Annotated in this window: 27 protein-coding genes; 15 read left to right on the forward strand and 12 right to left on the reverse strand. The window is 41.8% G+C overall.

What is annotated here, in order from left to right; all coding sequences use genetic code 11:
• Positions 1-102: 102 nt before the first annotated feature.
• From H3302_RS16795 to H3302_RS16820, 6 genes are all read left to right on the forward strand, one after another.
• A complete protein-coding gene (locus H3302_RS16795) occupies positions 103-729 on the forward strand; it encodes a fused MFS/spermidine synthase (protein WP_036972611.1) in 627 nt (208 codons plus the stop codon).
• Positions 714-1,601 carry a spermidine synthase gene (locus H3302_RS16800; RefSeq protein ID WP_065979203.1) on the forward strand — a complete coding sequence of 296 codons (888 nt, stop codon included), beginning with the start codon at positions 714-716 and terminating at the stop codon, positions 1,599-1,601. Before H3302_RS16795 ends, H3302_RS16800 begins: the two co-directional genes overlap by 16 nt.
• Positions 1,598-2,074: a TlpA disulfide reductase family protein gene (locus H3302_RS16805; RefSeq protein WP_182396648.1), complete on the forward strand. Its 477-nt coding sequence runs from the start codon at positions 1,598-1,600 to the stop codon at positions 2,072-2,074. Before H3302_RS16800 ends, H3302_RS16805 begins: the two co-directional genes overlap by 4 nt.
• Positions 2,075-2,205: 131 nt before the next feature.
• Positions 2,206-2,682, forward strand: a complete 477-nt coding sequence (locus H3302_RS16810) for a MarR family winged helix-turn-helix transcriptional regulator (RefSeq protein WP_036972607.1) — start codon at positions 2,206-2,208, stop codon at positions 2,680-2,682.
• A gap of 4 nt (positions 2,683-2,686) precedes the next feature.
• Complete coding sequence (locus tag H3302_RS16815; RefSeq protein ID WP_036972606.1) at positions 2,687-3,748, forward strand: HlyD family secretion protein; 1,062 nt, start codon at positions 2,687-2,689, stop codon at positions 3,746-3,748.
• Between the two features lie 13 nt (positions 3,749-3,761).
• Positions 3,762-4,796: a DUF2955 domain-containing protein gene (locus H3302_RS16820; RefSeq protein ID WP_182396649.1), complete on the forward strand. Its 1,035-nt coding sequence runs from the start codon at positions 3,762-3,764 to the stop codon at positions 4,794-4,796.
• A 30-nt stretch (positions 4,797-4,826) separates the two neighbouring features.
• On the opposite strand, the gene H3302_RS16825 is transcribed toward H3302_RS16820, so the two are convergent.
• Positions 4,827-5,150: a hypothetical protein gene (locus H3302_RS16825; protein WP_182396650.1), complete on the reverse strand. Its 324-nt coding sequence runs from the start codon at positions 5,148-5,150 to the stop codon at positions 4,827-4,829.
• A gap of 133 nt (positions 5,151-5,283) precedes the next feature.
• Entirely contained in the window at positions 5,284-5,697 is a 414-nt protein-coding gene (gene arfB / locus H3302_RS16830) for an alternative ribosome rescue aminoacyl-tRNA hydrolase ArfB (protein WP_182396652.1), read from the reverse strand.
• A 111-nt stretch (positions 5,698-5,808) separates the two neighbouring features.
• Between arfB and H3302_RS16835 the strand changes: the two genes are divergently transcribed.
• On the forward strand, positions 5,809-6,369 hold the full coding sequence (locus H3302_RS16835; RefSeq protein WP_182396759.1) for a short-chain dehydrogenase: 561 nt from the start codon (positions 5,809-5,811) through the stop codon (positions 6,367-6,369).
• Positions 6,370-6,414: 45 nt separating this feature from the next.
• On the opposite strand, the gene H3302_RS16840 is transcribed toward H3302_RS16835, so the two are convergent.
• The 4 genes from H3302_RS16840 to H3302_RS16855 are packed head-to-tail and all read right to left on the reverse strand — an operon-like array spanning position 6,415 to position 8,819.
• A complete protein-coding gene (locus H3302_RS16840; protein ID WP_182396654.1) occupies positions 6,415-7,149 on the reverse strand; it encodes a phytanoyl-CoA dioxygenase family protein in 735 nt (244 codons plus the stop codon).
• Between the two features lie 4 nt (positions 7,150-7,153).
• A complete protein-coding gene (locus H3302_RS16845) occupies positions 7,154-7,735 on the reverse strand; it encodes a uracil-DNA glycosylase family protein (RefSeq protein WP_180311825.1) in 582 nt (193 codons plus the stop codon).
• 19 nt (positions 7,736-7,754) lie between these two features.
• Positions 7,755-8,117 carry a VOC family protein gene (locus tag H3302_RS16850; RefSeq protein WP_036972597.1) on the reverse strand — a complete coding sequence of 121 codons (363 nt, stop codon included), beginning with the start codon at positions 8,115-8,117 and terminating at the stop codon, positions 7,755-7,757.
• A 9-nt stretch (positions 8,118-8,126) separates the two neighbouring features.
• Positions 8,127-8,819 carry an aspartate/glutamate racemase family protein gene (locus tag H3302_RS16855; protein WP_065979210.1) on the reverse strand — a complete coding sequence of 231 codons (693 nt, stop codon included), beginning with the start codon at positions 8,817-8,819 and terminating at the stop codon, positions 8,127-8,129.
• A 206-nt stretch (positions 8,820-9,025) separates the two neighbouring features.
• On the opposite strand from H3302_RS16855, the gene H3302_RS16860 reads away from it, so the two are divergent.
• From H3302_RS16860 to H3302_RS16870, 3 genes are read left to right on the forward strand one after another with little or no spacing between them, the layout of a single operon-like run.
• Positions 9,026-9,367, forward strand: coding sequence for a hypothetical protein (locus tag H3302_RS16860; protein WP_036972593.1), 342 nt, complete (start codon positions 9,026-9,028; stop codon positions 9,365-9,367).
• Complete coding sequence (locus H3302_RS16865; protein ID WP_182396656.1) at positions 9,364-10,965, forward strand: PepSY domain-containing protein; 1,602 nt, start codon at positions 9,364-9,366, stop codon at positions 10,963-10,965. Before H3302_RS16860 ends, H3302_RS16865 begins: the two co-directional genes overlap by 4 nt.
• Positions 10,962-11,297 (forward strand): DUF3325 domain-containing protein, encoded by a 336-nt coding sequence (locus H3302_RS16870; protein WP_182396658.1) that lies wholly within the window; start codon positions 10,962-10,964, stop codon positions 11,295-11,297. The genes H3302_RS16865 and H3302_RS16870 overlap by 4 nt, the downstream gene beginning before the upstream one ends.
• Before the next feature lie 173 nt (positions 11,298-11,470).
• Here H3302_RS16870 and H3302_RS16875 read toward each other — a convergent pair whose 3' ends face one another.
• Positions 11,471-12,004, reverse strand: coding sequence for a lipocalin family protein (locus H3302_RS16875; protein ID WP_259369918.1), 534 nt, complete (start codon positions 12,002-12,004; stop codon positions 11,471-11,473).
• 104 nt (positions 12,005-12,108) lie between these two features.
• On the opposite strand from H3302_RS16875, the gene H3302_RS16880 reads away from it, so the two are divergent.
• From H3302_RS16880 to ggt, 5 genes are all read left to right on the forward strand, one after another.
• Positions 12,109-12,561 carry a YaiI/YqxD family protein gene (locus H3302_RS16880; protein ID WP_036972589.1) on the forward strand — a complete coding sequence of 151 codons (453 nt, stop codon included), beginning with the start codon at positions 12,109-12,111 and terminating at the stop codon, positions 12,559-12,561.
• Complete coding sequence (locus tag H3302_RS16885; protein ID WP_182396659.1) at positions 12,558-13,097, forward strand: DUF6942 family protein; 540 nt, start codon at positions 12,558-12,560, stop codon at positions 13,095-13,097. The genes H3302_RS16880 and H3302_RS16885 overlap by 4 nt, the downstream gene beginning before the upstream one ends.
• 74 nt (positions 13,098-13,171) lie before the next feature.
• Positions 13,172-13,540 (forward strand): response regulator, encoded by a 369-nt coding sequence (locus H3302_RS16890; protein WP_036972586.1) that lies wholly within the window; start codon positions 13,172-13,174, stop codon positions 13,538-13,540.
• A 29-nt stretch (positions 13,541-13,569) separates the two neighbouring features.
• On the forward strand, positions 13,570-14,382 hold the full coding sequence (locus tag H3302_RS16895; RefSeq protein WP_182396660.1) for an ABC transporter substrate-binding protein: 813 nt from the start codon (positions 13,570-13,572) through the stop codon (positions 14,380-14,382).
• 115 nt (positions 14,383-14,497) lie between these two features.
• Positions 14,498-16,195, forward strand: a complete 1,698-nt coding sequence (gene ggt, locus H3302_RS16900) for a gamma-glutamyltransferase (RefSeq protein ID WP_182396661.1) — start codon at positions 14,498-14,500, stop codon at positions 16,193-16,195.
• A 417-nt stretch (positions 16,196-16,612) separates the two neighbouring features.
• Here ggt and H3302_RS16905 read toward each other — a convergent pair whose 3' ends face one another.
• The 5 genes from H3302_RS16905 to H3302_RS16925 form a co-directional block, all read right to left on the reverse strand.
• The gene (locus H3302_RS16905) at positions 16,613-17,275 is read right to left on the reverse strand and encodes a class I SAM-dependent methyltransferase (protein WP_036972584.1); all 663 of its coding nucleotides are present in this window, start codon (positions 17,273-17,275) and stop codon (positions 16,613-16,615) included.
• Between the two features lie 9 nt (positions 17,276-17,284).
• Positions 17,285-20,935, reverse strand: a complete 3,651-nt coding sequence (locus H3302_RS16910; RefSeq protein WP_182396662.1) for an SbcC/MukB-like Walker B domain-containing protein — start codon at positions 20,933-20,935, stop codon at positions 17,285-17,287.
• Entirely contained in the window at positions 20,932-22,164 is a 1,233-nt protein-coding gene (locus H3302_RS16915) for an exonuclease SbcCD subunit D C-terminal domain-containing protein (protein WP_182396663.1), read from the reverse strand. Before H3302_RS16915 ends, H3302_RS16910 begins: the two co-directional genes overlap by 4 nt.
• Positions 22,165-22,232: 68 nt before the next feature.
• Positions 22,233-22,469 carry a hypothetical protein gene (locus tag H3302_RS16920; protein WP_036972579.1) on the reverse strand — a complete coding sequence of 79 codons (237 nt, stop codon included), beginning with the start codon at positions 22,467-22,469 and terminating at the stop codon, positions 22,233-22,235.
• A gap of 135 nt (positions 22,470-22,604) precedes the next feature.
• Positions 22,605-22,841, reverse strand: a complete 237-nt coding sequence (locus tag H3302_RS16925) for a hypothetical protein (protein ID WP_036972578.1) — start codon at positions 22,839-22,841, stop codon at positions 22,605-22,607.
• Positions 22,842-22,848: the final 7 nt, after the last annotated feature.

Consider the following 22,848-nt stretch of genomic DNA (forward strand, 5'->3'; position numbering starts at 1 on the left):
ATTTTTATCAATGCCCCTTTTATGGACAAAAAACAGTCATAGCATCGAGTTCATCATCAGGTTAAGATGGATTAAAACTATAACGAAATCAGCAGGTGTTTAATGAATAAAATCAATGCGCTTATCTACTTTTTAGCATTCAGTAGTGGCTTTTGTATAATGGGGATTGAATTACTCGGTGGGCGAATTTTAGCCCCATTTTTTGGTAGTAGTGTGCATATTTGGGGCAGTATTATTACTGTGTTTATGTTGAGCTTATCAATTGGTTATTTGCTTGGCGGTAAACTTTCTACTCGCAACCCTACATTAACCAAATATGGCGCTATCTTTTTTATTGCCAGTATTATGGTGATACCAATAGTTATGTTTGCTGAGCCAATTATGGCTTTTATTTTCAGTCATATCGAAGACAGTCGTTACGGTTCTCTGCTTGCCTCAATGGCATTGTTTTTCATTCCAACTATTATTTTAGGCATGATCTCGCCATATTCGGTGCGGTTATTGGTTACCGATCATGAAAAAAGTGGACAAGTGGCTGGCGGGTTATATTTTGTGAGTACATTAGGCAGTGCGCTGGGCACTATTATCACTTCGTTTTATATGGTACTGGCATTTGATGTTAATGACATTATTAAAACATTTGCTGCTGTACTTGGTGCTTTGGGGTTACTTGCTATTGTTGTGAGTCAGCTTTCGGTTAAGGAGCGTGCTGTATGCTTAGAGTCTTAATATGGTTAGTGTTAATCATGCCATTCATTGCACAAAGCAAGGTAATACACAAAGAGCGCTCTTTGTATCGCAACATTTTGGTAGAGAAAAATGCTGACTTACTGTGTTTAAAATTTAATGAAAAAACCCGTAAAAGTACGCAAAGTTGTATGTACCAAAGTGACCCTAAAAAGTTAGTGTTTAATTACACTAAAATGACCTTCGCAAGTTTATTATTTATTGATAATCCAAAGAATGTGCTCATTATTGGATTGGGGGGTGGCACACTTTCTAACACCATTCATGAACTCTACCCCAATGCACACATAGAAAATGTAGAAATTGACCCTGCGGTGATTAAAGTTGCACGCGATTATTTTGATTTTGTTGAAACCGACAGCGTGACATCAAAAGTGCAAGATGGACGCATTTTTATAAAACGCGCGGCATTAAAAAAGCAAAAGTACGACTGGATTATTCTCGATGCCTTTAACGGCGACTACATTCCTGAGCACTTACTTACAAAAGAGTTTTTTGCTGAAGTAAAAAGTGTTCTGACCAAAAACGGCGTTGTTGCCGCGAACACCTTTTCATCAAGTAAGCTTTATCAGCACGAGTCTGCAACCTATTTTGATGTCTTTGGTGATTTTGTAAATGTAGTGACAGATAAAGATTCTAACCGGATAATTTTAGCGGGTTTTCATGCCATGCCCACAGAGCAACAAATTGCTGAGCGGGTAAAGCGTTTAACGCCAAAATTAGCCCCTTATGATGTCGATATGCAGTTGCTTAGTGAGCACTTGTTTTATACTAAAGGCAACCAAGACTGGCCAAAAGACACCAAAGTCTTAACGGATCAATATTCACCAGCAAACTTGTTAAATTATCAATGATCAAACTCATCTTCTCTCTATTTCTTTTTGTTAGCTCTGCTGTGATAGCAGAGCAACCTGCATCGACAACAGTTTCACCCAGCCTGCAACAACTCGCAGCGTTACTCAGTCAAAATAAAGGAAAAGTGGTACTATTAGATTTTTGGGCGTCGTGGTGCAGCCCTTGTCGCCGCTCGTTTCCGTGGCTTATTGAAATGCAAAATACGTATCGTGAACAAGGATTGACGATTATTGCGGTTAACATTGATGTAGAGCGCGCAGATGCTGAGAAGTTTTTAACTGATTTTGCGGTTAATTTTAATATCATTTATGACCCCGATGCTGTCATAGGCAGGCAATATCAACTCAAAGGGATGCCCAGCAGCTTTTTAATTGATAAAGAAGGGATAGTCCGCTACCAACATACGGGCTTTGTAATTGATAAGTTAGACCAATATGAGCAGCATATTAAAACGTTAATCGCACCTTTGTGAACTGACAGGTTATTATTTTCGTTGTTTCGGTTTTTTCGATTAGTTCTATCTGTTTTATAAAATGCATTAATATTTACTTAGCATGCTAACTACATTAAAATAGTTAGCATGCTAAGTAAATGGAGTGCATTATGTCCTCTTCTATCCCCTTTCATGAAACCCTTGATCTAACCTTGTGCGGAAGCATGGGGCGTGTACATCGTTTATGCCGCGATGCCGTTACATTTGCGGTTGAGCCTTTAGGTTTAACGCAATCGCGCTGGACGGTAATGATTCATTTATTTCACTTGAATCAAGGCTGCACACAGCAGCAATTGGCGAGTAGTTTAGGTATTGAAATGCCGTCACTAACACGCACAATTAAGCAGCTTGAGCAGCAAGAGATTATTGTACGCAAGTCAGATACCGAGGATAAACGCAGTAAACGCCTTTATTTCACCGAACAAGGTCTACAATTATTAGACACCTTGCGCGTTATTATTGCTGATGTGAAACAACACTTGTATGCAAACTTAACCACTGAGCAGCTCGATACCATGGCGCATGGTCTTGTGCAAATGGAAATAAACGCACGCCAGTGCATTAAGCAATATTCAGGAGATAAGTAAGTTTATGACACCGGATCAAAAATTTGCCCGTTATGTAAAAATCTCCTTAGCGGGTTTTATTGTATTATTTCTTTATTTTGTGGTTGCTGATTTATTCATGCCTGTAACTCCGCAGGCACGCGTGTATCACCCTGTTGTACAGGTAACGCCACAAGTCAGTGGGCGTGTAACGGATGTGTTCGTAACCAATAACCAGTCGGTTGTGAAGCAACAACCATTATTTCATATTAATGATGAGCCTTTTAAGCTTGCCGTACAGCAAGCCGAACTTGCTTACGATGATGCAAAGTTGCAAAACCAACGCTTAGATAGCAGTGTTAAAGCGATTGAAGCACAATTAGCAGCGGCAGAGGCCAAGTTACATGAGCAAACCTTGTTGTTTGAACGCGGCGAATCACTCCTTAAAAAGCGCTCTATATCAGAGCAGGAATACGAAACGATTAATGCGAATTATCAGTCGAGTAAAGCGAATGTGGCAGCGATTGAAGCGCAACTGAGCGAAGCTAAATTAGCGCGTGGTAAAATGGGCGATGACAACCTAGCGCTTCGTCACGCCTTGAATCAACTAGAGCAAGCAAAGCTTAATTTGTCTTATACAAGTGTTACAGCAGAGACCGATGGTAAAGTGGCGAACTTGCAAGTTACGCCAGGTACTTATGCGAATAAAGGCCAGCCATTAATGGCAGTTGTGGCTAATAAAGCGGATCTTGTCGCGGATTTTCGCGAAAAATCACTCGTTCATGTGCAGGTTGGTAGCCGTGCAAAAGTCAGTTTTGATGCCCTACCCGGCAAGGTTTTCAATGCAAAAATTATCAGCTTTGAGGCCGGTGTGAGTGATGGTCAACTTAATGCTAATGGCTTATTAAGTGCCACTGAAAGTAGCAATCGCTGGGTACGTGATGCACAGCGTCAGCGTATTCATCTGCAATTAGAGCAACACGACATGCTGGCTAAGTTTCCAAGTGGCGCACGAGCAACGGTGCAACTATTGCCTGAGTCAAGCATCGGTAGCTGGTTTGCGGGCATGCAAATCCGTTTGATCAGTGTTTTGCACTTTATATATTAAGGTTAAGTAAGTTATGTCAACACTGCAACTCGATGGGAATGGTTTGCGTCAAGCATTGCGTATTGCTACGGGCTCAGCATTAGGGTTTGCGCTTGCAAAGTTGATGAATTGGCCAAATGGGATCTTTTTTACTGTGTATCCTATGTTGTTGCTTGGCCTAGTACCTGTACTTAATATGCATATTATTCGTCAGTTTTATGCGGGTGCAGTATTCAGTGCATTGTTTGTACTTGTCGTTCAAGGTTTGCTTGCACATTTGCCTGTGGTCATGACGATGGTAAGTTTTTTGGCATTTGCTTTTTTGTTTTACCAAATGAGTCGTGGTGCTAACTTTTTATTTGGTGCAACAACGGTAGTCAGCCTCTCGATTCAATTGCACTTTTCAACCTACACAGGGGCAGGAATCAGTATTTATCCGTTGATCATCAGCAATGCAGTCGCTGTTATTGTAACCGTTGTTTTTTCGGTACTGATGCATGGAATTTTTCCTGATGTTTCACCCCGTCAAGCTCGCGTAATGCCTGAAAAAGCCAAAGAAAGTGTTCGGCATGAAGTCTTGTTATGTTCAACTGTCGCGACTCTTTCTTTTATTGTTTTTCAGGTATTTGATTTACAAGACTCTATTTCTGCACAGGCGGCGTCGGTATTGATTTTGTTTTCTTTATGCTGGAAAGCGGCGGGAATGGCTGCATGGCAGCGTGCTATTGGTACATTAATTGGCTGCAATTTAGCACTTGTGGCGCAGTTATTTTTATACAATCACACTGATATATTAATTTTTCCTGCACTGATTTTATGGATTTTGACCTTTATATTTAGTCGCTATCATATTTTATCTGGCGGCATTCCAGGGGTTGGTTTTGGTATTATTACGACCTTTGGCATCTTGTTTGGCCAGTCATTAGGGCCGGGTCAAGATCTGGTGTATAGCGCTTTATATCGCTTTTCATCGGTGTCGGTTGCAATACTTTTAAGCTTGTGTGCTGTCTATATTATGCATCACATACTCAATCGATTTGAAATGACACGCCACCATACATTTGATTAGTGCATGCGGGCCTGGTGACAAAAAAGGGAGTTAATCAGAACTCCCTTTTTTATTATTATTTGTTTCGAAGATGGTTGGCAGCGACTTTAATAACTCATCTTGCTTAGCCATACTCATACTCTCTACACAGGTTTTTGATGCAACATCGGCAACCCATGCCCCCCATTGTGAACTACCGGGTTCTTCTCCTGGGGTTGCCCACCATCTGGCTTTATAGAGTATCTCGTTATAACAGGTTTCACTTCCTTGCGGATAAGCGCTTCCGGCTTGCCAAGAATCAACGGCAAAGCTGGTCATAGGCAAAACTGACAGCGTTATCATAGCAACGCCGATTAAGCATTTTTTTTGGCCCATTTGCGGCTCCTTTCAAAAGTGAGATAGTATGATTATTATAGTCTTGGTAGGATTAACCATCAATTAACTTTGTTAACAAGTTACACTTCTTTACAGTTATGCTTATTATTGACACTATTGGGTGGTGATAAGGTTATAGGTTTATATTTTTTCTTAATGCTTTTGTTTGGCCTCTCTTCGTTTTGCTATCCATGCGCTTACGTTGTGAATTTCTTGATGGCTTGGTTGCACGACGCTTTTTTTGAACCTGTGTTGCACTGATAATTAACTCTTTCAAACGATTGAGTGCTTCTTCTTTATTCAGTTCTTGTGTACGATGACTTTGCGATTTAATGACAATAACTCCCTCTTTGGTTAACCGAGAGTCATTTAAATTGAGTAATCTTTGTTTGTAAAAGTCAGGAAGCTTTGAACGCTTTATATCAAAGCGTAGATGAATTGCACTGGCCACTTTATTTACATTTTGTCCGCCTGCACCCTGAGAGCGGATTGCACTAAAGTCGAGCTCCCATTCATCAATTGTTACAGTATTAGAAATAATTAACATTAGGTTCAGTTAGTTGTGCTAAAAACTGTATTGTAACACTTGTAATTAGCTGATCATAATAACTCGCTAAGCAAGTCGGTTGTTATAAACTGGAAAAGAAAGGAAATCATGATGAAAGCACTAATTATTTCAATGAGTTTACTCGCGATGAGTTTTTCTAGCTTCGCACAAGATATTACCGAAAACCAACTACAAAGTTATATTAAAGCACTCCCCGCAGTTGTGAACTGGTCAAAAAATCAACCTGAGCTTGAAAGTGTAGACCTGGGTAACATGCTGGGTAGCACAGACGGGGTAGATACTTCTGTGGTAATGAGCGCACTGGGTCACATTAAAGAGCATGAGCTTTACACTGAATTTGCCGCCTTAACTCAGCAGTATGGCTTTACGCCAGAGCAGCTTGTTACTGTGGGTTCTGAAGTTTCTATGGCCTATCTTGAAAGTGTGAAGGCAACACTGTCACCAGAAAACCAAGCGCGAGTTAATCAAGCAATGAGTGGCTTACAAAGTTTAACAGCGTCTTCTGCAAGTTCTGGAACACGTTCAATGACCGGTGCCTTAGAGGGCGTGAAAGAAGCGAATAATGCCCCCGTTGATGTTAGCGAAAACAACGTTAACTTGGTTAAAGAATATATGCCGCAGTTAAAGCAGTTATTTGCGATGCTGCAATAGTATTAAATGCAATGCGAGAAAGCGGCAAATTAAGCCGCTTTTTTATTAAATAAAAACCGCAGGATTTTCCAATTTCTTAAGCTGAGCATCTGTTGGTAAAAAGTCCGTGTTTATAAATTGCTCCACGCTCTCATGGCGTTCAAAAAACAGGATATCGAGTGAAAACCTATTGAGCCCATACAATCCTCGGTGAATCATATTGGCCGAAAAAATCAATAGATCACCTTTTTGTAGTGAGATAGTTTTACCACGGCTTAAAGAATCATAATTGTGAGCCCCTTGCAGCTCTAGCCTTACCGCTAATTCTTCTTCAGAATCCCAATTTTTATGACTCGCTGGTATTAACTCAATCCCCCGTTCATCTTCAAATGCAATACGGCAATGCAGTACTTCAGGACCTGTTAGAGCTGATTGCTGTGCATTGATATCTAAATGATACTGCGAATCTCGGTGCCAATAATTATGTTGTTCTGGGTTGTAAGGATTAAAAAATAATTGGCTATTTAAAAACCGTGGTCTCGCGATGATTGAGGTAACCTGATTGAGCAATTGCGTTGAGTTTATAAAATGGAATAAGCTCAGTTTTTCATTTTCTGTTAACCATGGAGACGCTGTGAGTCCTGAACTATTAATAGCTTTAGTTTTATAAAAAAGAGAATTTTCGCGAAGCCAATTATTATGAAATTTATCTAAAATGGGGCGAATAGCAGATAAAGCAGAATCATTGTAAAGCCCCTTTACATGCATGTAACCGTGTTGCTTAAAAAAAGTATTTTCCATTGTGTTATCTATTAAGTAATGAACGTATTTGGCTACTCAGTTCAGGAAGCACTTGTTCTTCAAACCATGGATTTTTCTTTAACCAAATATTATTGCGTGGGCTTGGGTGTGGCAAAGGTAAATACTTAGGCCAATAATCACGCCACGATTTTACTAACTCTGTTAACGGCAACTGTTTGGTATGAGGTAAATGATACGCCTGTGCATACTTACCTAAAATGATAGTCAGCTCAACGTTGTTTAATTGGGCGAGGAGCTTTTCTCGCCAAGCAATAGCGCATTCCTTGCGCGGTGGTCGGTCGCCAGACTTACCTTTACCCGGATAGCAAAAGCCCATTGGTAAAATAGCGAAGTTTTGGGCATCGTAAAACTCGTCATCACTGACACCTAGCCAATTTCGTAATCGTTTTCCGCTGGCATCATTAAAGGGCACACCTGTTTCGTGAACTTTAACCCCGGGTGCTTGCCCCGCTATTAAAATGCGCGCACTGGCATTAAATTGAATAACGGGACGGGCTCCTAACGGTAACTCAGGTTCGCAGATCACGCATTTACTAACTTGTTCTAAGAGTGTTTGATGTTTCATTACTTAGTAAAAATCTGATCTATGCTTGTTTTGACCACACGGCAAGCTCGTTGCCACTGGGTTCTGTAAAGTGGAAGCGGCAACCTCCTGGGAAATCAAATAATGGTTTAATAATAACCCCGCCGTGGTTCTCAACTTGAGCTTGGGTTTCTTTAATATTGTTAGAGTAAAGTACCAATAAAGCCCCGCCATTGCTCGTTAAACTGGTTAAGGGTGCTTGATAAAAGCCGCCATCAAGCCCTGCTGATTCACAGCTGAAGGCTGTATATTCGGGGCCATAGTCAGTAAATTTCCATTTAAATACCTGCTGGAAAAAAGTTTTGGTAGCGGTTAAATCTTTAGCGGCGAATTCTACATAATTTAGACTGTGGTGATTCGACATAATAGTCTCCTAGTTTATGCTGTGCTTAAGCGCCATTGAACAATGCAATGCGGTGCTATCAAATAACGGAATGGCGGTATCAGTGTGTTGAATTAGCAAGGCTATTTCGGTACAACCTAAAATGATTGCTTCTGCACCTTGTTGGTATAGTTGATTGATAATTCTCAAATAAGCGGCTTTAGAGTCTGGGTTTATGATACCTATGCAGAGCTCTGTATAAATAATTTCATGGATCACCGCGCGTTCGTCTGGCTCAGGAATTAGCACTTCAATTCCAAATTTGTCACTGAGGCGCTGTGTATAAAAATCTTGCTCCATGGTAAATGACGTACCTAGTAATGCGACTTTTTTGTGTTTACTCGCTGTAAGCTGCTCTCCAACGGCATCGGCAATGTGTAAAAGAGGAATCGAGATAGCTGCTTGAACTTGCTCTGCAAGCTTATGCATGGTGTTAGTACAGATAAGCAAACAATCAGCACCCGCAGCCTCAACTTGCTGAGCCGCATTTATTAATATTTCTGCCATTTTAGGCCAGTTTTGCTGTTGTTGAAGCGTTGCTATTTCGGCAAAGTCAAGGCTAACTAAGGCAATTTTTGCTGAATGTAAACCACCAAGCTTATCTTTAACTCCCTGATTTAAAAGTTGATAGTAGCTCTGTGTCGACTCCCAACTCATACCGCCAATTAATCCGATTGTTTGCATTATAACTCCTTCTGCTGTGTGCATAACACCTTAGGCTATTGTGTAAAACAAAGCTAGCAGATCATTATTTTACTAACTATGAAATCGGGTTTTAAATCGTTCCTTTATAAAATACGGTTACGCAAATGATAATCACTATCTTTTTGGTTTTGTCACTATATAATAATGCGTTTTCTTCTCGTTTAACTTTTTTTTAAGGGATTATCATGCACTCTCAGTCCTTACAAGCTGGGCAAGCTAAAGAACCAAGAGGCGCTAAAAAACGTTCACAGAGCCTGTCATATCGTGTTGCTGTGTTTTTTCGTTTTGTTGCTGCCATCTTAGGGGGTTATGTTTTTACCAGTGTATTTATCTCATTACTGGCGGTCTTATTGCCGCTAAATAAACTCGACAGTGTGTTGTTGACCACAACCTTATCGGTCTTTTTTTATTGCTGCGTGTTCATATGGGTGTTTGCAGTTAAGTCACTGAAGGTCGTTTGGATCACCATTTTACTAACGACAAGTCTGCAATTATTCGTACTGGCTTTGATTAAGGGATGGCTATGAAAGAGAATTTCTTCCGTTCAATGACGTGGTTACACACGTGGGTAGGTTTATTAGTTTGCTGGCTTTTATTTTTAATTTTTTTCGCAGGCACGTTGAGCTTCTTTAAAGACGAAATTAGTTTTTGGGCTAAGCCTGAAATCCATCAAATACGTCATCAAGATCACCGTGTTGCTTCACAAGCAAAGCAAATTAACGATGTGTTTGCAGATTTACAGCAAAAAGCACCTAACTCTCTTTCGTGGCGTATAAACATGCCCGACTCGCGAAACCCCGTTTTAAGTTATGGCTATGCAGAACCTAAGCAACCAGGTCAACGTCGTGCTCCGTTTAATTACACTCATATAGACCCAAATACACTGGAACCAGTTCCTGAGCCACGTGATACAAAAGGCGGCGGCTTTTTTTATCGTCTGCATTTTGATTTGCATTATATAGATGTGTTTACTGCGCGTATTCTTGTTTGTTTAGCTTCAATGTTTATGTTGGTTGCGCTTGTCACGGGGGTCGTAATTCATAAGCGTATTTTTAAAGATATGTTTTCTTTTCGTCGTAATAAAGGCAGTAGAAGCTGGTTAGATGCGCATAACGTGTCGTCTGTTTTGGCGCTTCCTTTTCATATTATGATTACTTACACAGGTATCATCACACTGATTTTTATGTTGTTCCCTTACCCCGCAGAAACCGTGTATGAAGAGGGATTAAGTCAGATGTTTAATGAAGCCTTACCGGTCAATAAGCGCGCGGCGCCAACCGATAAACACCGTCCCATGGTGGCAATAAATCAGGTTTTAGATCAGATTTATACTAAGTACCCTAATGCCGATATAAGCCATGTATTTGTTCGTAATGCCAATACGGCGTCATCACAAATCGTTGTCTATCTGGCGACAGCTAAAGAGGTGGTCGATAATGGCCCTCGTTATTTATTTAATGGTGTAACAGGGCAAATAGACGCGCAATCAGGTGAAGACTGGAGTGCATCGGCACAATTTTACGATTCAATGACCGCGCTTCACAGTGGGCGATTAGCTGAGCCATTACTACGATGGCTGTACTTTTTATGTGGGGTTGCTGGCTGTGCCATGATTGCGACTGGTTGCATGATGTGGGCTAAGCGTTTAAGAGAGCGCATGAAGCCTGAACAATCAGCACACCGTGGCTTGAAGCTTGTTGAAACGTTAAATTTAGCTACATTAATGGGCTTGCCTTTTGCAACGTGTGCATTTTTTATCGCGAACCGATTACTACCTATAGAGTTAGCCGCACGTGCCGATAAAGAGGTTCTAGCCTTTTTCTTAGCGTGGTTATTCATTGCTGTTTTGGCTTTGTTTGGACGTACTCAGTCACATTGGCGCTTAGCTGCGTGGTTAAATGCGGTGGCATGTTTTTCAATCCCTTTAATTAATGCATTTACAACAGAGGGAAATTGGATCAGCTATTTACTAACTCAGCAATGGGCGCTGTTTGGCATTGATAGTGCGTTTATCTGCGCTGGTTTGATGTTTATTGTTCAAAGCAGAAAAATACCTAGCCATGGCAATGTAAAAGAAAAAGGCAATTTATTTAAAAACAGGCAGTTAAAGGAGCAACAAGGATGATGGAATTACTGCAATTTAGTCTCTGCTTTTTAGCGTTTAATTGTTTTTCACTTGCAAAGTTTAATCATTTTCGCGATGTATTTAAAAAGAAACTTACTGAAAAACAGCGATATAGATTTTTAACGATTGGCTGGATCACTATTTTACTAAGTTTAGGACTGAGTGTGATGAGTGAAGGCGGATACGGCGCATTATTATTTTGTGGTTATATGGCGCTAAGTGTTCTTATGCTTATGATTTTATATAGTTTTACGGTCTCATGGGTAAAACACATCAGCGCAATAAATGTGTCTGTTTTGGTTTTAAGTGGGCTTTCAGTGATGATTTTCTAGTTAAGTTAGTAAAAAACTGATCTCAAAAAAAAAGGGTAGGCAATGCCTACCCGAGCAGGGGATTAAATTGGGGATCACATGTCATGTTCAATTTAATGTCGCACAGTGTGCCTCTTTTCCATGACAATTGTGTTGCACATTCGTGATAGTTTAAAGACGCGTGTAAAGCCCCTTTACATACCTTCATGCTCAACAAAAATAAGCTCGTCTGTTTTAAAGCCATATTGTCTGGCGGTATTTTTAAAGTCGTCTAGCTGCTCTTTGGTGACTGTCGGGGTTCTTGATAAAAACCATAAATACTCTTTGTTATAGCCAGTAATATACGCGTATTGGTAGTTTTGCTTATCGAGCTCAAAAATGACATAGGAGCTGTAGAATGGGCCAAAAAATGAGACTTCTAAATGACCAATGTCATTTTTACCGGCAAACTTAGCCTTGCCTTCTGCTTGTTCCCACTTTTTATCTGAGGTGTTATAGCCTCTATTAATAACTTTAACAGTGCCATCAGAGTTGACTGAGTACTGTGCGGTTATCCCTTCTAAACCGCGTTCAAATGAATGATCAAGGCGCGCTATTTCGTACCATGTTCCGGTGTACTTATTTAGTTCAAAATCATTAACGGGTTCTATGTTGTCAGGCACTCCTGTACAAGCCGATAACAGGGTCGTAAAGAAAAGTAGAAATATAAATTTTATGCTGTTTTGCACACGCTCACTCCTTTTAAAATTAAAGAATTTAATACGTTAATAGCGGTAAATAAGTTTAATTACGTTAAACTACCTAAGCTTAGAATAGTTAAATAGAGAAAACCATGAAGATTTGGGTTGATGCAGATGCCTGCCCCGTTGTTATTAAAGAAATTTTATTTCGTGCTGCAGAACGAACGCAAACAGTCACTACATTAGTGGCTAATCATGCTATGCGTGTTCCGCCGTCTAAGTACATTTTTCGTCAGCAAGTATCGTCTGGTTTTGATATCGCCGATAACGAAATTGTTAAGCGAGTCGAAGCCGGTGATTTGGTTATCACGGGTGATATCCCGTTGGCAGCCGAAGTGATTGAAAAAAATGCACAGGCGTTAAATCCCCGCGGTGAGCTGTATACAACAGAAAATATACGTTCTCGCCTTAATGTGCGTGATTTTATGGACACAATGCGCTCAAGTGGTATCGAAATGTCGGGTGGGCCGCCACCGTTGAGCCAAGCTGACCGTCAGAATTTTGCTAATAACTTAGATCGAATTCTTGCTCAAAAATCATCATGATTCAGCAACAACACTCTTTACAGGGCTTTGGTGACAGTGCATTTAACGTTGCTGTTTACATAGAAAAGCGTCCGCCGATGGTGCCTTGGCACAATATTGATCATTTACATGCTATGCAAATTGGTCAAATAGATGACATTAATCAGGCTTGTGGAAATGGCTGGCGAAAAGTCTTTAATGTGTATGCAAAAGTGCTGTTTGCGCTGCCGAGCGAATATTTTCAGTTTGCTAAATGTTCTGCCAATTGGCAAACCTATCGTGATACGCGTTTACTCCAAGCACACAGTCACACAGCGTTGCTGTTTAGCCCTCCTGTATTTGACAACACGGATAAATTACACATTATCGCTGGGCGCACGTATGCAAAAAGCCTTGTTCAATCAGGTTTATTATCTAGCCAGCTCACTTGGCTTGATGAAGAGTTTGCCTTTAATAAGCAAGATAAGGTGATTGTGTGCCCCTATTTTGATTATAGGCAATTAAGTAATATTAAAATTGCGCGGCTTAGTCAGTTGGTTGCAGATATTTTCGCGTAAAAGTCTGCCTTATCATTGCGTTATTTGGCTTGCAAACTAAGCTTTAAGGTAATGTAAAACGGACTACACTTTATATGAAAATCCTTGTCGTTGATGATATGCCCTTAATGCGTCATGTTTTGATAAACATGCTACGTAGCCTTGATTACAACGACATAACAGAAGCAACGGATGGTTCGCAAGCGTTAGAGTTGTTAAAAAAGCAGCATTTTGATTTAGTTATCACTGATTTACATATGCCTAAAATGGATGGAAAGTGTTTACTTAATCACATTCGCGAAACCCCCGAGTTTGACGATTTACCCGTTCTTATGGTGACGTGTGAGGATAGCAAGCAAACAGTCACTGACATGATTGCCGCTAAAGTCAGTGGTTTTATCATTAAGCCATTTTGTCTCAACACGCTGCAAAAACAGCTAAGTAGAATCGTTAAACCTGCGTAATAAACCGAATAAGCCTAGAGTTAATTACGATGAAGAACTGGCCAGCCACACTCTGTTTATTTTTCACATGGGCAGCACCGGCTGAATCACAGCCATTAACCTTGTATACCGAATCATTTCCTCCTTATAATTTTGAGGAACATAATCAACCGACGGGTATTAATACTGAAATAGTTGAGACGCTTTGTAAGCACGCAAAATTAAAATGTGTGATACAGGTGTTGCCTTGGAGGCGAGCGATGTCAAAAACGCTTGAGCAGCCGTATTCTGGTATTTTTTCAACGTCTCGAACAGCACAAAGAGAAGCTCAGTTTCAATGGGTTGGTCCACTGGTGTCGGGGCAATCTTGTTTATATAGGTTAAGTGAGCGCACAGACATTGAGCTGACAAGTTCACGCTTGTTAACTAATTACACAATTGGCGTATCACGCGGCGATGTTTATCAAGCCGTACTTACAGACTTACAGTTAGTTGAAGGGCATCATTTTTTAACCTACTCAGGTAAATTTGAAGAGTTAAATATGTTTAAACGTGGTAAGCATGATTTATTAATTGGCTCTTCCATGACGCTTGCAACACAATTACAAAAAGTGGCTTTAAACCCTGATCAAGTGATACCTGTGCTTGAACTTAACCACCCTGCTTTAGGGGGAAACTATTTGGCTTTAAACAAATCTGCTCCAGCTAGTGTGGTCAGCGCACTTCAGCGCGCACTCGATACCATGAAAGAAAATGGGCAAATAGCCCCCATTGTTGAAAAGTTTGTCCCTGCTAATAAGTACCCTCATGTGCAAACCTCTCCTACGGTTGATAGGTGTTTTTACGGTATGGCTGTTTATTAATAATCGGGTGCTGTTTACGAATTCAATCGCGTTTTTTTTGCCCTCGGTAGCAAAACCATTGTTTACAGTGACTTTGCTTTTTATAGTGAATAAAACAATAAAATGAGAAATAACCATGAATCCAACGCCACTACTAAAAGGGCTTGTGTTAGCGGTATGCTTAGGCGCTGCTGGCACGACACAGGCTTACGACCGTATTACAGGGCATAACTTTGCCAGTCGCTCAGAAGTTATTGCGCAATCAGGTATGGTTGCAACGTCGCAGCCATTAGCCACACAGGTTGGCTTACAAGTGTTAAAAGACGGGGGCAATGCCATTGATGCAGCAATTGCAGCCAACGCCGTACTCGGGCTTGTAGAGCCGACAGGGTGTGGTATAGGTGGCGACTTGTTTGCCATTGTTTGGGACAGTAAAAGCAAACAGTTATATGGCTTGAATGCATCTGGCCGCTCACCGAAAAGCCTGACATTTGACACCTTAAAGGCACAAGGCGATATGATCCCCGCCTATGGCCCGTTACCTGTTTCTGTGCCAGGCGCTGTGGATGGCTGGTTTGAATTACATAATAAGTTCGGTAAAACACCGATGAAAACCTTACTTCAGCCAGCAATTGATTATGCTGAAAAAGGCTTTCCCGTTTCTGAATTGATTGCCTATTACATGCAAAAAAGTGTTGATGCGCGTGGAAAATACCCTGGGTTTAAAGACGTATACATGCCAAATGGGGCGATGCCAGAAAAAGGCGATATTTTTAAAAATCCTGCCCTTGCAAATACCTATCGTAAAATAGCGAAGGAAGGACGTGATGCTTTTTACAAAGGGGATATAGCAAAAGAAATTAGCCGTTATATGAAAGAAAATGGCGGTTATTTATCGTATGACGACTTAGCTTCACACCACAGTGAATGGGTTAAACCTGTCAGTGCAGATTACCGCGGTTATACGTTATGGGAATTACCGCCCAACGGCCAAGGCATCGCCGCTCAGCAAATTCTAAATATATTAGAAGGATACGATATTAAAGGTATGGGTTTTGATAGCCCTGAGTATGTTCACACGTTTGTTGAGGCAAAAAAACTGGCCTTTGCAGACCGCGCTAAATATTACGCCGATCCTGCGTTTAATACTATTCCCGTGCAGACCTTGATTTCTCAGCAATATGCCGATGAAAGACGCAAGCTGATTGACCCAAATAAAGCGGCAAAACGTGATCATGCGGGCCCAGTAGAAGGCGATACTATTTACCTGACGACGGCCGATAAAGACGGCAATATGGTGTCATTAATTCAAAGTAATTATCGTGGTATGGGCTCAGGTATGACCCCCGCTAAACTGGGCTTTGTATTGCAAAACCGAGGAGAAATGTTTGCACTTAAAAAAGGCCATATGAACCAATATGAGCCGGGTAAACGTCCGTTCCATACGATAATTCCAGCCTTTGTGACCAAAGATGGCAAGCCATACATGAGTTACGGAGTAATGGGCGGTGCGACACAACCGCAAATGCATGCGCAAATCTTAATTAACATGATTGATTTTGGCATGAATTTACAAGAAGCCGGTGACGCTCCACGTATTCTGCACAGTGGCTCATCACAGCCTACAGGCGAAATTATGGAAGACGGGGGCGTTGTGAGTTTAGAATCAGGTTTTTCGATGGAAACTCGCCGTGAGCTGATGAAAAAAGGCCACACTTTGCAAGACGCTGTTGGACCATATGGCGGTTATCAAGCTATCTTAAAAGACCTTAAAACAGGGGTGTACTATGGCGCATCTGAAACCCGCAAAGACGGCCACGCCGCAGGGTATTAAGGCAATATAAGGTAATAAATCATTGCGTTGCAATTGATTGATGACGCGGCTTAAAGCCGCGTCTAGCTCTCGCTGTGAGACTCGCTTTGCGTGGCTTATAAGTTATCGACATACCTACCTATATACCTATCTATCTACCTACCCCAGTAAGACTGACTTTAGAGGTGAACCGTACTTCGTGTGCGAGCGTGCGTATGTTGCGCGATATATAATACCATTCCGCAAAAATACTTAATCATTTTGAGTGATTAAACCAGTCGCTACCTACGTTAAAAATTTCTGATTTAGAACAACTAAATAACTAAATTTTTGCCTTGTTATCAACGCGGTTTTATTGCCTCAAAATAGACCACTTAATTAAGCGGAATGGTATAATCGCGCTGACAATGGAAGTTCAAAGCTTAAAACTTAAAGAGTCTAACTCCCCACCACATACCCAGTGAAACCCAGCACTTTAAAATACTGTTTAGGGGTGCTAAATCCGCTTTCATTCATTAATTCTGAAAAACGAATACGGTCTAATGGGTAAAACTCGTGTTCTAGATTGTGTCGGGTGCGCTCTTTGCCGGCATCGGTTAAACCTAGCTGAGTACAAAGCTGTAGTTGTGATTCGCGCTCAAATTGCGTTTCAGGGCGCATTAAATCGGCAATGAATAAGTTGCCCTGCTTTTTAAGCTTGCTTTTAATCGCTTTTAACAGCGCTTTTTTATCGCCATTGTCCTCGACAAAGTGCATGACTAATAAACATAATGCTGCATCGGCGCTTGCATCAATATCGTTAATATCGCCACAATGAACCGTTACACGATCACTGATGTTATGTTGGCTAAAGTGCTGCTCAGCGATATCCAACATATCTTGAGAAATATCCTGCGCAATAAAACGCCAGCCTGCGTTGAGCTTAGCAAGTTCTATGATCTCTTTTCCGGTGCCTGCACCAATCACTAAAATACACGCGTCGTTGTCGAGCGTGCTGACTAGTTGCGCTGCGGTTGCTTGGTGTAATAACGCGTACCCTGGCACTAAACGCGTTATGCGCTCATCGTAATGACTGGCTTCTTCATGATTAAAAGTTGGCATGCTAATCCTTTAAATAACAGAGATGGTTGAGTAACCACCGGGCTTTTTCGCTACATGTACCTGCGTGGCCACGCGTTCGGTCATTTCAGATACATGCGAAATAACCCCTACTTTACGGCCTTGTGCTTGCAGCGAATCGAGAGCATCCATCGCGATGCTTAACGTTTCACTGTCCAACGTACCAAACCCTTCATCGATAAACAAAGAGTTTATTTGCACTTTATTCGATGACAACGAGGCAAGCCCCAAAGCCAGTGCCAGCGAGACTAAAAACGACTCCCCGCCTGACAAAGTATTAACAGAACGCTGCTCATCGGCCATGTCTTTATCAATGATGGCAATATCCAGCGTTTGCCCGATAGCCGTTAATTTGTAGCGCTTGTTTAAAGTGTGTAAGTGGCTATTGGCATAATGCAGCAGTATTTTGAGAGTTTGAGTTTGCGCTAAGTTACGCATGGTTTTACCACTGGCATCACCCAGCACTTTATTAAGTAAATGCCAGTGCTCGTAGCGCTTTTGCTGTTGAACTAATAATTGCTGTTTATCTGCTAATGCTTGGCTATTTTGTTGGTGCGTGTGCAGCTCACTGCCTACTTGCATCAGCGATTGATTCGTATGTTGCTGGGCATTAACGGCGTTAGCTAGTTCAGTTTCAGTGTCGCTTTCGCTGTGCTTTGGCTGATCTTTTAAATGCGCCGACTGCGATGAATGCAGCTGTTTTAAAGCTGCTTGAGTTTCTTTTAGCGCATTTTCTGCCGCGTGGTGCTCGTTGAGTGTTTGCTTTATTGATTCGCTACTGATGCTTAAAAGCGTTGTAATTGCGTCTTCAGAAAGTGAAGGATGCTGTGCTTTAAACTCGCTAAACCACTGCGTGAATCGTTTTTCAAGCGCAGCTTGTTCATCGCTTAACTCTTTTTCACGCATCGTTAAGTGGCTTATTTGAATAGCGTGCTCGTCACGCGCTTTAACCGCATTGCTTAGGTGTTGTTGAGCCTGTTGCACTGTTTGCTGTAACGAGTCAATGGCCTGTTCAAGTTGTGCAATATACTCATCGACCGACATGTTTGCATCGGCAAACAAGGTAATGCGTTTTTCATGCAAATCAGCCTGCTCGTTCTCGGTATGGGCAAGTTGCGCAGTGCACTTAGCTTTCGCTTCTGCTGCTTCATGTTGCTGAGGCAGTAAATGCGCGATGGTTTGCTCAGTGCTTGTTAGGGCTTTCGTTAGCTCATCCGATTGTTGAAGTTTCGTTTGATAGCGTTGCACATCCTCTGCAATAGTCTCTAATAACACCTGCTGCTCATTGAGCTGTTGCCACCAAGGGGCATTTTTAAAGGTGTCGTCGAGTGTGGTATGCAGTTGCTGATGCTCTGCATTTAGCTCGTTTAAACGCGCTTGTTCAGTGTTGAGTTGCTGCTGTGTTTCACTCAGTTTTTGCTCTGCTGCATGCAGTGCTTGCCCTTTTTGATTAAACTCTGCTTGTTTGGCTGTTAATGATGTTTGCAGCTGCTGTTGTTGCTCAAGCACTTTAAAATACTGCTGTTTCTGGCTCGTGAGCTGCTGCTGACGCTCGTTTAATTGCGCCTCGGTTAAATCATTCAGCTCTGTACGATTTGCCGCCATGGTCTGTTTGAGCGTGTTCTGCTGGTCGGTGAGTTCACTCACCTGCCCCTCTAATGACGCTATTTGCTGAGTACAGGCTGTCAGCTCATTACTTTTTGTTTGCTGTAAAACTTGCTGATTATTTAAGTGCTGTTTGGCACTATTAAGTTGCTCAGTAAAATCATTAATAAGCTGACTAAACTGCGCATTAACCACGTCATGTTGAAACGGGTGTTCAGTCGAACCACAAACAGCACATGGCTCACCAGCTTTTAAAGTGGCTCTTAATTGGCTGACCCCCTCACTGGCTCTTAACTGTATTTGCTGTAAGTTTTTTTCACATAGTGTCAGCTGTTGTTGGGCGTTTTCTACATCCTGCCCTATCGCGCTGAGGGCTGTTTGTAACTGTTGTTTATTTTGATTTAAGGTGTCTGATTGGCTTTGCCACACTTTTAATTGCTGCTGATTACTTTGCCACAGTTGACGCTTTTCAATAAGGTGTTTAATCGCCTCTAGTTGTGCATCTATGTCGGCCATAGACTGACTATTTAAGCGATCTTTGAAGCTAGCGTCTTGTTCATTCAGCGTTTTTAGTGCGTGCTCAAGCGCTTGATACTGTTTTTGTAATTGCTGACGACTGTGTTGCTGCTCAGTCACCGTAGGCTGAAGTGACTTTACCGTTTGATTTGTTTTATCAATACGAAGCTGCAGTTGATTAAAGCGGCTTAATTCACTTTTATAATATGACCAGTCTTTCGCTAATGGTTGCCATTGTGCATGTGTCGCTAACCAATTAGTGAGCGCTTGTTGTTGCTGATGTTGCTGTTGTTGCTCAGCCTTTGCCGTATTAAGTTTATTACTCAGCTCGGTGTTATGCTGGTTTGCTTTTTCGAGTTGTGCTTTTTGAGCGTGTGCTTGCTGGTTCAATACCGCCAGTTGTTTATCGTACTCACGTGCTTGGCTAATGATTGGCTGAGCATCTTTTTGCGTTTGTTTCGCTTGCTTTAACTGCTCAGTGTGTTTGTTTAGCGTTTGCTCTGCGTCACTTATCAGGGCGTTATGATCAATTTTTAAAAGTTGCTCACGGTTTTCTACAAGCTGCGCTTGCTGAGCTTTAATTGTGGCTGTGCGCTCACGGTTATCTTTTATTTCTAAGCACTGCTGCGCTTGTTTGGCTTGCTTTGCCTTGTCTTCAAGTTGATGTAATTGCTGCTCAGCTTGGTGCTTTGTATGTTCTGCTTGCGTTATTTGCTCTGATAGATGCGCCGCCTGTTTATACCAAGTTTGGTATTTCTCCAGCTGCTTTATTTGATTTTGTAGTTCAGTTTGCTTCGTTAATAGCGACTTATGCTCAGCTTGCTTAGCTGCTAACTCTTCGGGGCTTAATACCTTAAAGTTCGCCAAGCTCAGTTTTAATTGCTCAAGAGCCTGTTGTTGTTCGCGGTGACGTTCAAATATCCGTTGCCCAATACGACTAAACTTATCGGTGCCAGTTAAGCATTCTAACAGTTGTGCCCGTTCATCCCCTGTGGCTTTCAAAAAGGCTGCAAACTCATGCTGGGCAAGTAACACCGCCCGCGAAAATTGATCAAAGCTTAAACCAATAATGCGCTCTATTTCTTTGCTGGCATTACTTCTATCGGCAATTAAGGTTTCGTCAGGCAATGAATGAAGTGTGTGTTGCGCTTGTTGTAATTTGCCATTCGCTTTGTTCCGTGCGCGGCTAAAGCTCAAGCGAGCACGGTAGTGATGTTTATCTTGGCCTATAAAGTCCACTTCGGCATAGCCCTGCCCTGCCCCACGGCGTAATAAATTTCGCGAGTCATTGAGCTTGATATTATCGCCATTAAAGTCAATTTTATTACCTGTGTCGCCACGAAGTCTCGCGGTTTTGGTATACAGTGCTAAACAAATGGCATCAAGTAACGTACTTTTACCTGCCCCGGTATCACCCGTAATGGCAAATAGCCCGGCTTCTTTTAATGGCGAAGCTGTAAAATCGACTTCGGCATCGACAATGGATGCCAATTGATGAACACGTATCGCTAAAATTTTCATAGCACGTCCTCCGTATTCAACTCATCAATAACGTGGCTTAATAAGTCTTCGAGCTCTTTTGGCACTGCTTGCCCTGCCATATCTTTATGATTGGCAAAGGCTTGCTCTAACAACGAATGTGGATTGAGAGCTTCGATTTGCGACACATCGTCAAACAAGGCTTGCTCATCGTCTTGATGATTGCGCTCTTGTCGCACCCGTTCAATCCCACAAAACTTAAGCTGCTTACCTGCCAGCGCTTGTTCAATTTGCTCTCTGAACGTGGTGTCGGTGTCGTGAGCGCTCAGTTTAACGCGTAAATAGGGCGCTAAGTTTTCATCGCTTAAATCAAGTTCACTCAACAGCTCACACAATTCACTCAGTGGCACACAGTCTTTTTCGGGGAGCAGTATGACTTTACAAAAGCTCGGTATGTAAAGGGGGTTTACAGTGCAACTTGAATCAGAAAGCTCAATTAACACAACTTGGTGCTTGTAACGGCGCTCAGAAAAGGACATCGGCATGGGGGTGCCACTGTAGCGAATGGTCTCAGACTTGGCGACGGTTTGTGCTTTATGCAAGTGACCAAGGGCTACGTAATCAGCCTGTTCACTAAAAATGTTAGCAGAGATCGCTTCTTCACCGCCAATCACTAAGTTTCGCTCTGAGTCTGTCGAAATATCGCCGCCTTTTGCATGGAGGTGTCCCATTACAATTAGCGGCGCTTTCGGTAACTCACTGGCAGCATTTAGTGCATCTTTATAAGCCAGTGCCACTGTTTGGTTGTAACTTAAAGGTTGCTCTTCTTGGCGATTATAATGACTTAAATCGCTGCTTCGTAAAAATGGCATGGCAACAACATGTGCTTGGCCATTTTTTGTTGATATAGGCAGTACGACATCCTTTGGGCTTGCGGTATCGAACCGACCCACCACATGCGTATCAAATTGAGCCAGTAAGGGTTTTGCAGCCATGATACGGTTTGCCGAGTCATGATTACCAGCAATAATCACGATGTGTAAATCTGGGCAACGTTGTTTGGTGTTCTTGATAAATTGATAGAGTTGGTTTTCAGCACTCGCAGGCGGTGTCGCCGTGTGATAAATATCGCCAGCAACGAGTAATAAGTCGATGTGCTGTGCTGCGAGAGTCTCCGTTAACCAGTTTAAAAAAGCCTGATGTTCCTCGAAGCGGGAATGTTCGTAGAATTGTTGGCCTAAATGCCAATCAGAAGTATGAAGGACTTTCATTAAACGCTCTTATTATTTATTAAGAGTGTCAATATACCTAAGCTGAGCCTCGATGCCCAGCCTCGTTTTTAACTTAAGCTATACCACGCAAACAACACCATAGGCAAAGCAAGCAATGCCATTATTAAGGGCACTTTGATAGCCTTTGTTTGTTTGGCCTGTAAAACTTTAAGGGCATTGGTTTCATTACATGCCGCTACTTTGTCGATATAGAAATACCCCGAATCTAGGTATTGTTTACAATTTTGTTCGTCCGCTGGAATTGCAATTAGTTCTTGTTGTTTTTTTAGGATGTAAAAATCCATACGCTCACCGAATTCTATGCTGATTACCGAAACATTTTTTGGGTATGAATAGACACACATAAACACCCAAATCGAAAAAAGTGGGCGATTTTAAATACAAACAGCAGTAAATTTCAATAGAAAATGTCGCAAAAACTACTTTATTGCGAAAATAATTGCAATTAGACTCAAAATAACCAGCGTAGAGCCATAAAACAGCCATTTTTTAGGACGTTTTGCATGGGGAGTGGTACGCGATAGTGCATCGGGTTCATCGCGAGCGGCAATGACCTCTACAAACTCAAATCCGCGTGCTTTGTATTCGTTTAAAACCGATTCTTCTGCTGGAATAGCAGCTAATCGAGAGTCTTTTTTTACAATGTAAAACTTCATTTAAGTC

This window comes from Pseudoalteromonas sp. MT33b (assembly GCF_014117385.1).
In the GTDB taxonomy this organism is placed as follows: domain Bacteria; phylum Pseudomonadota; class Gammaproteobacteria; order Enterobacterales; family Alteromonadaceae; genus Pseudoalteromonas; species Pseudoalteromonas lipolytica.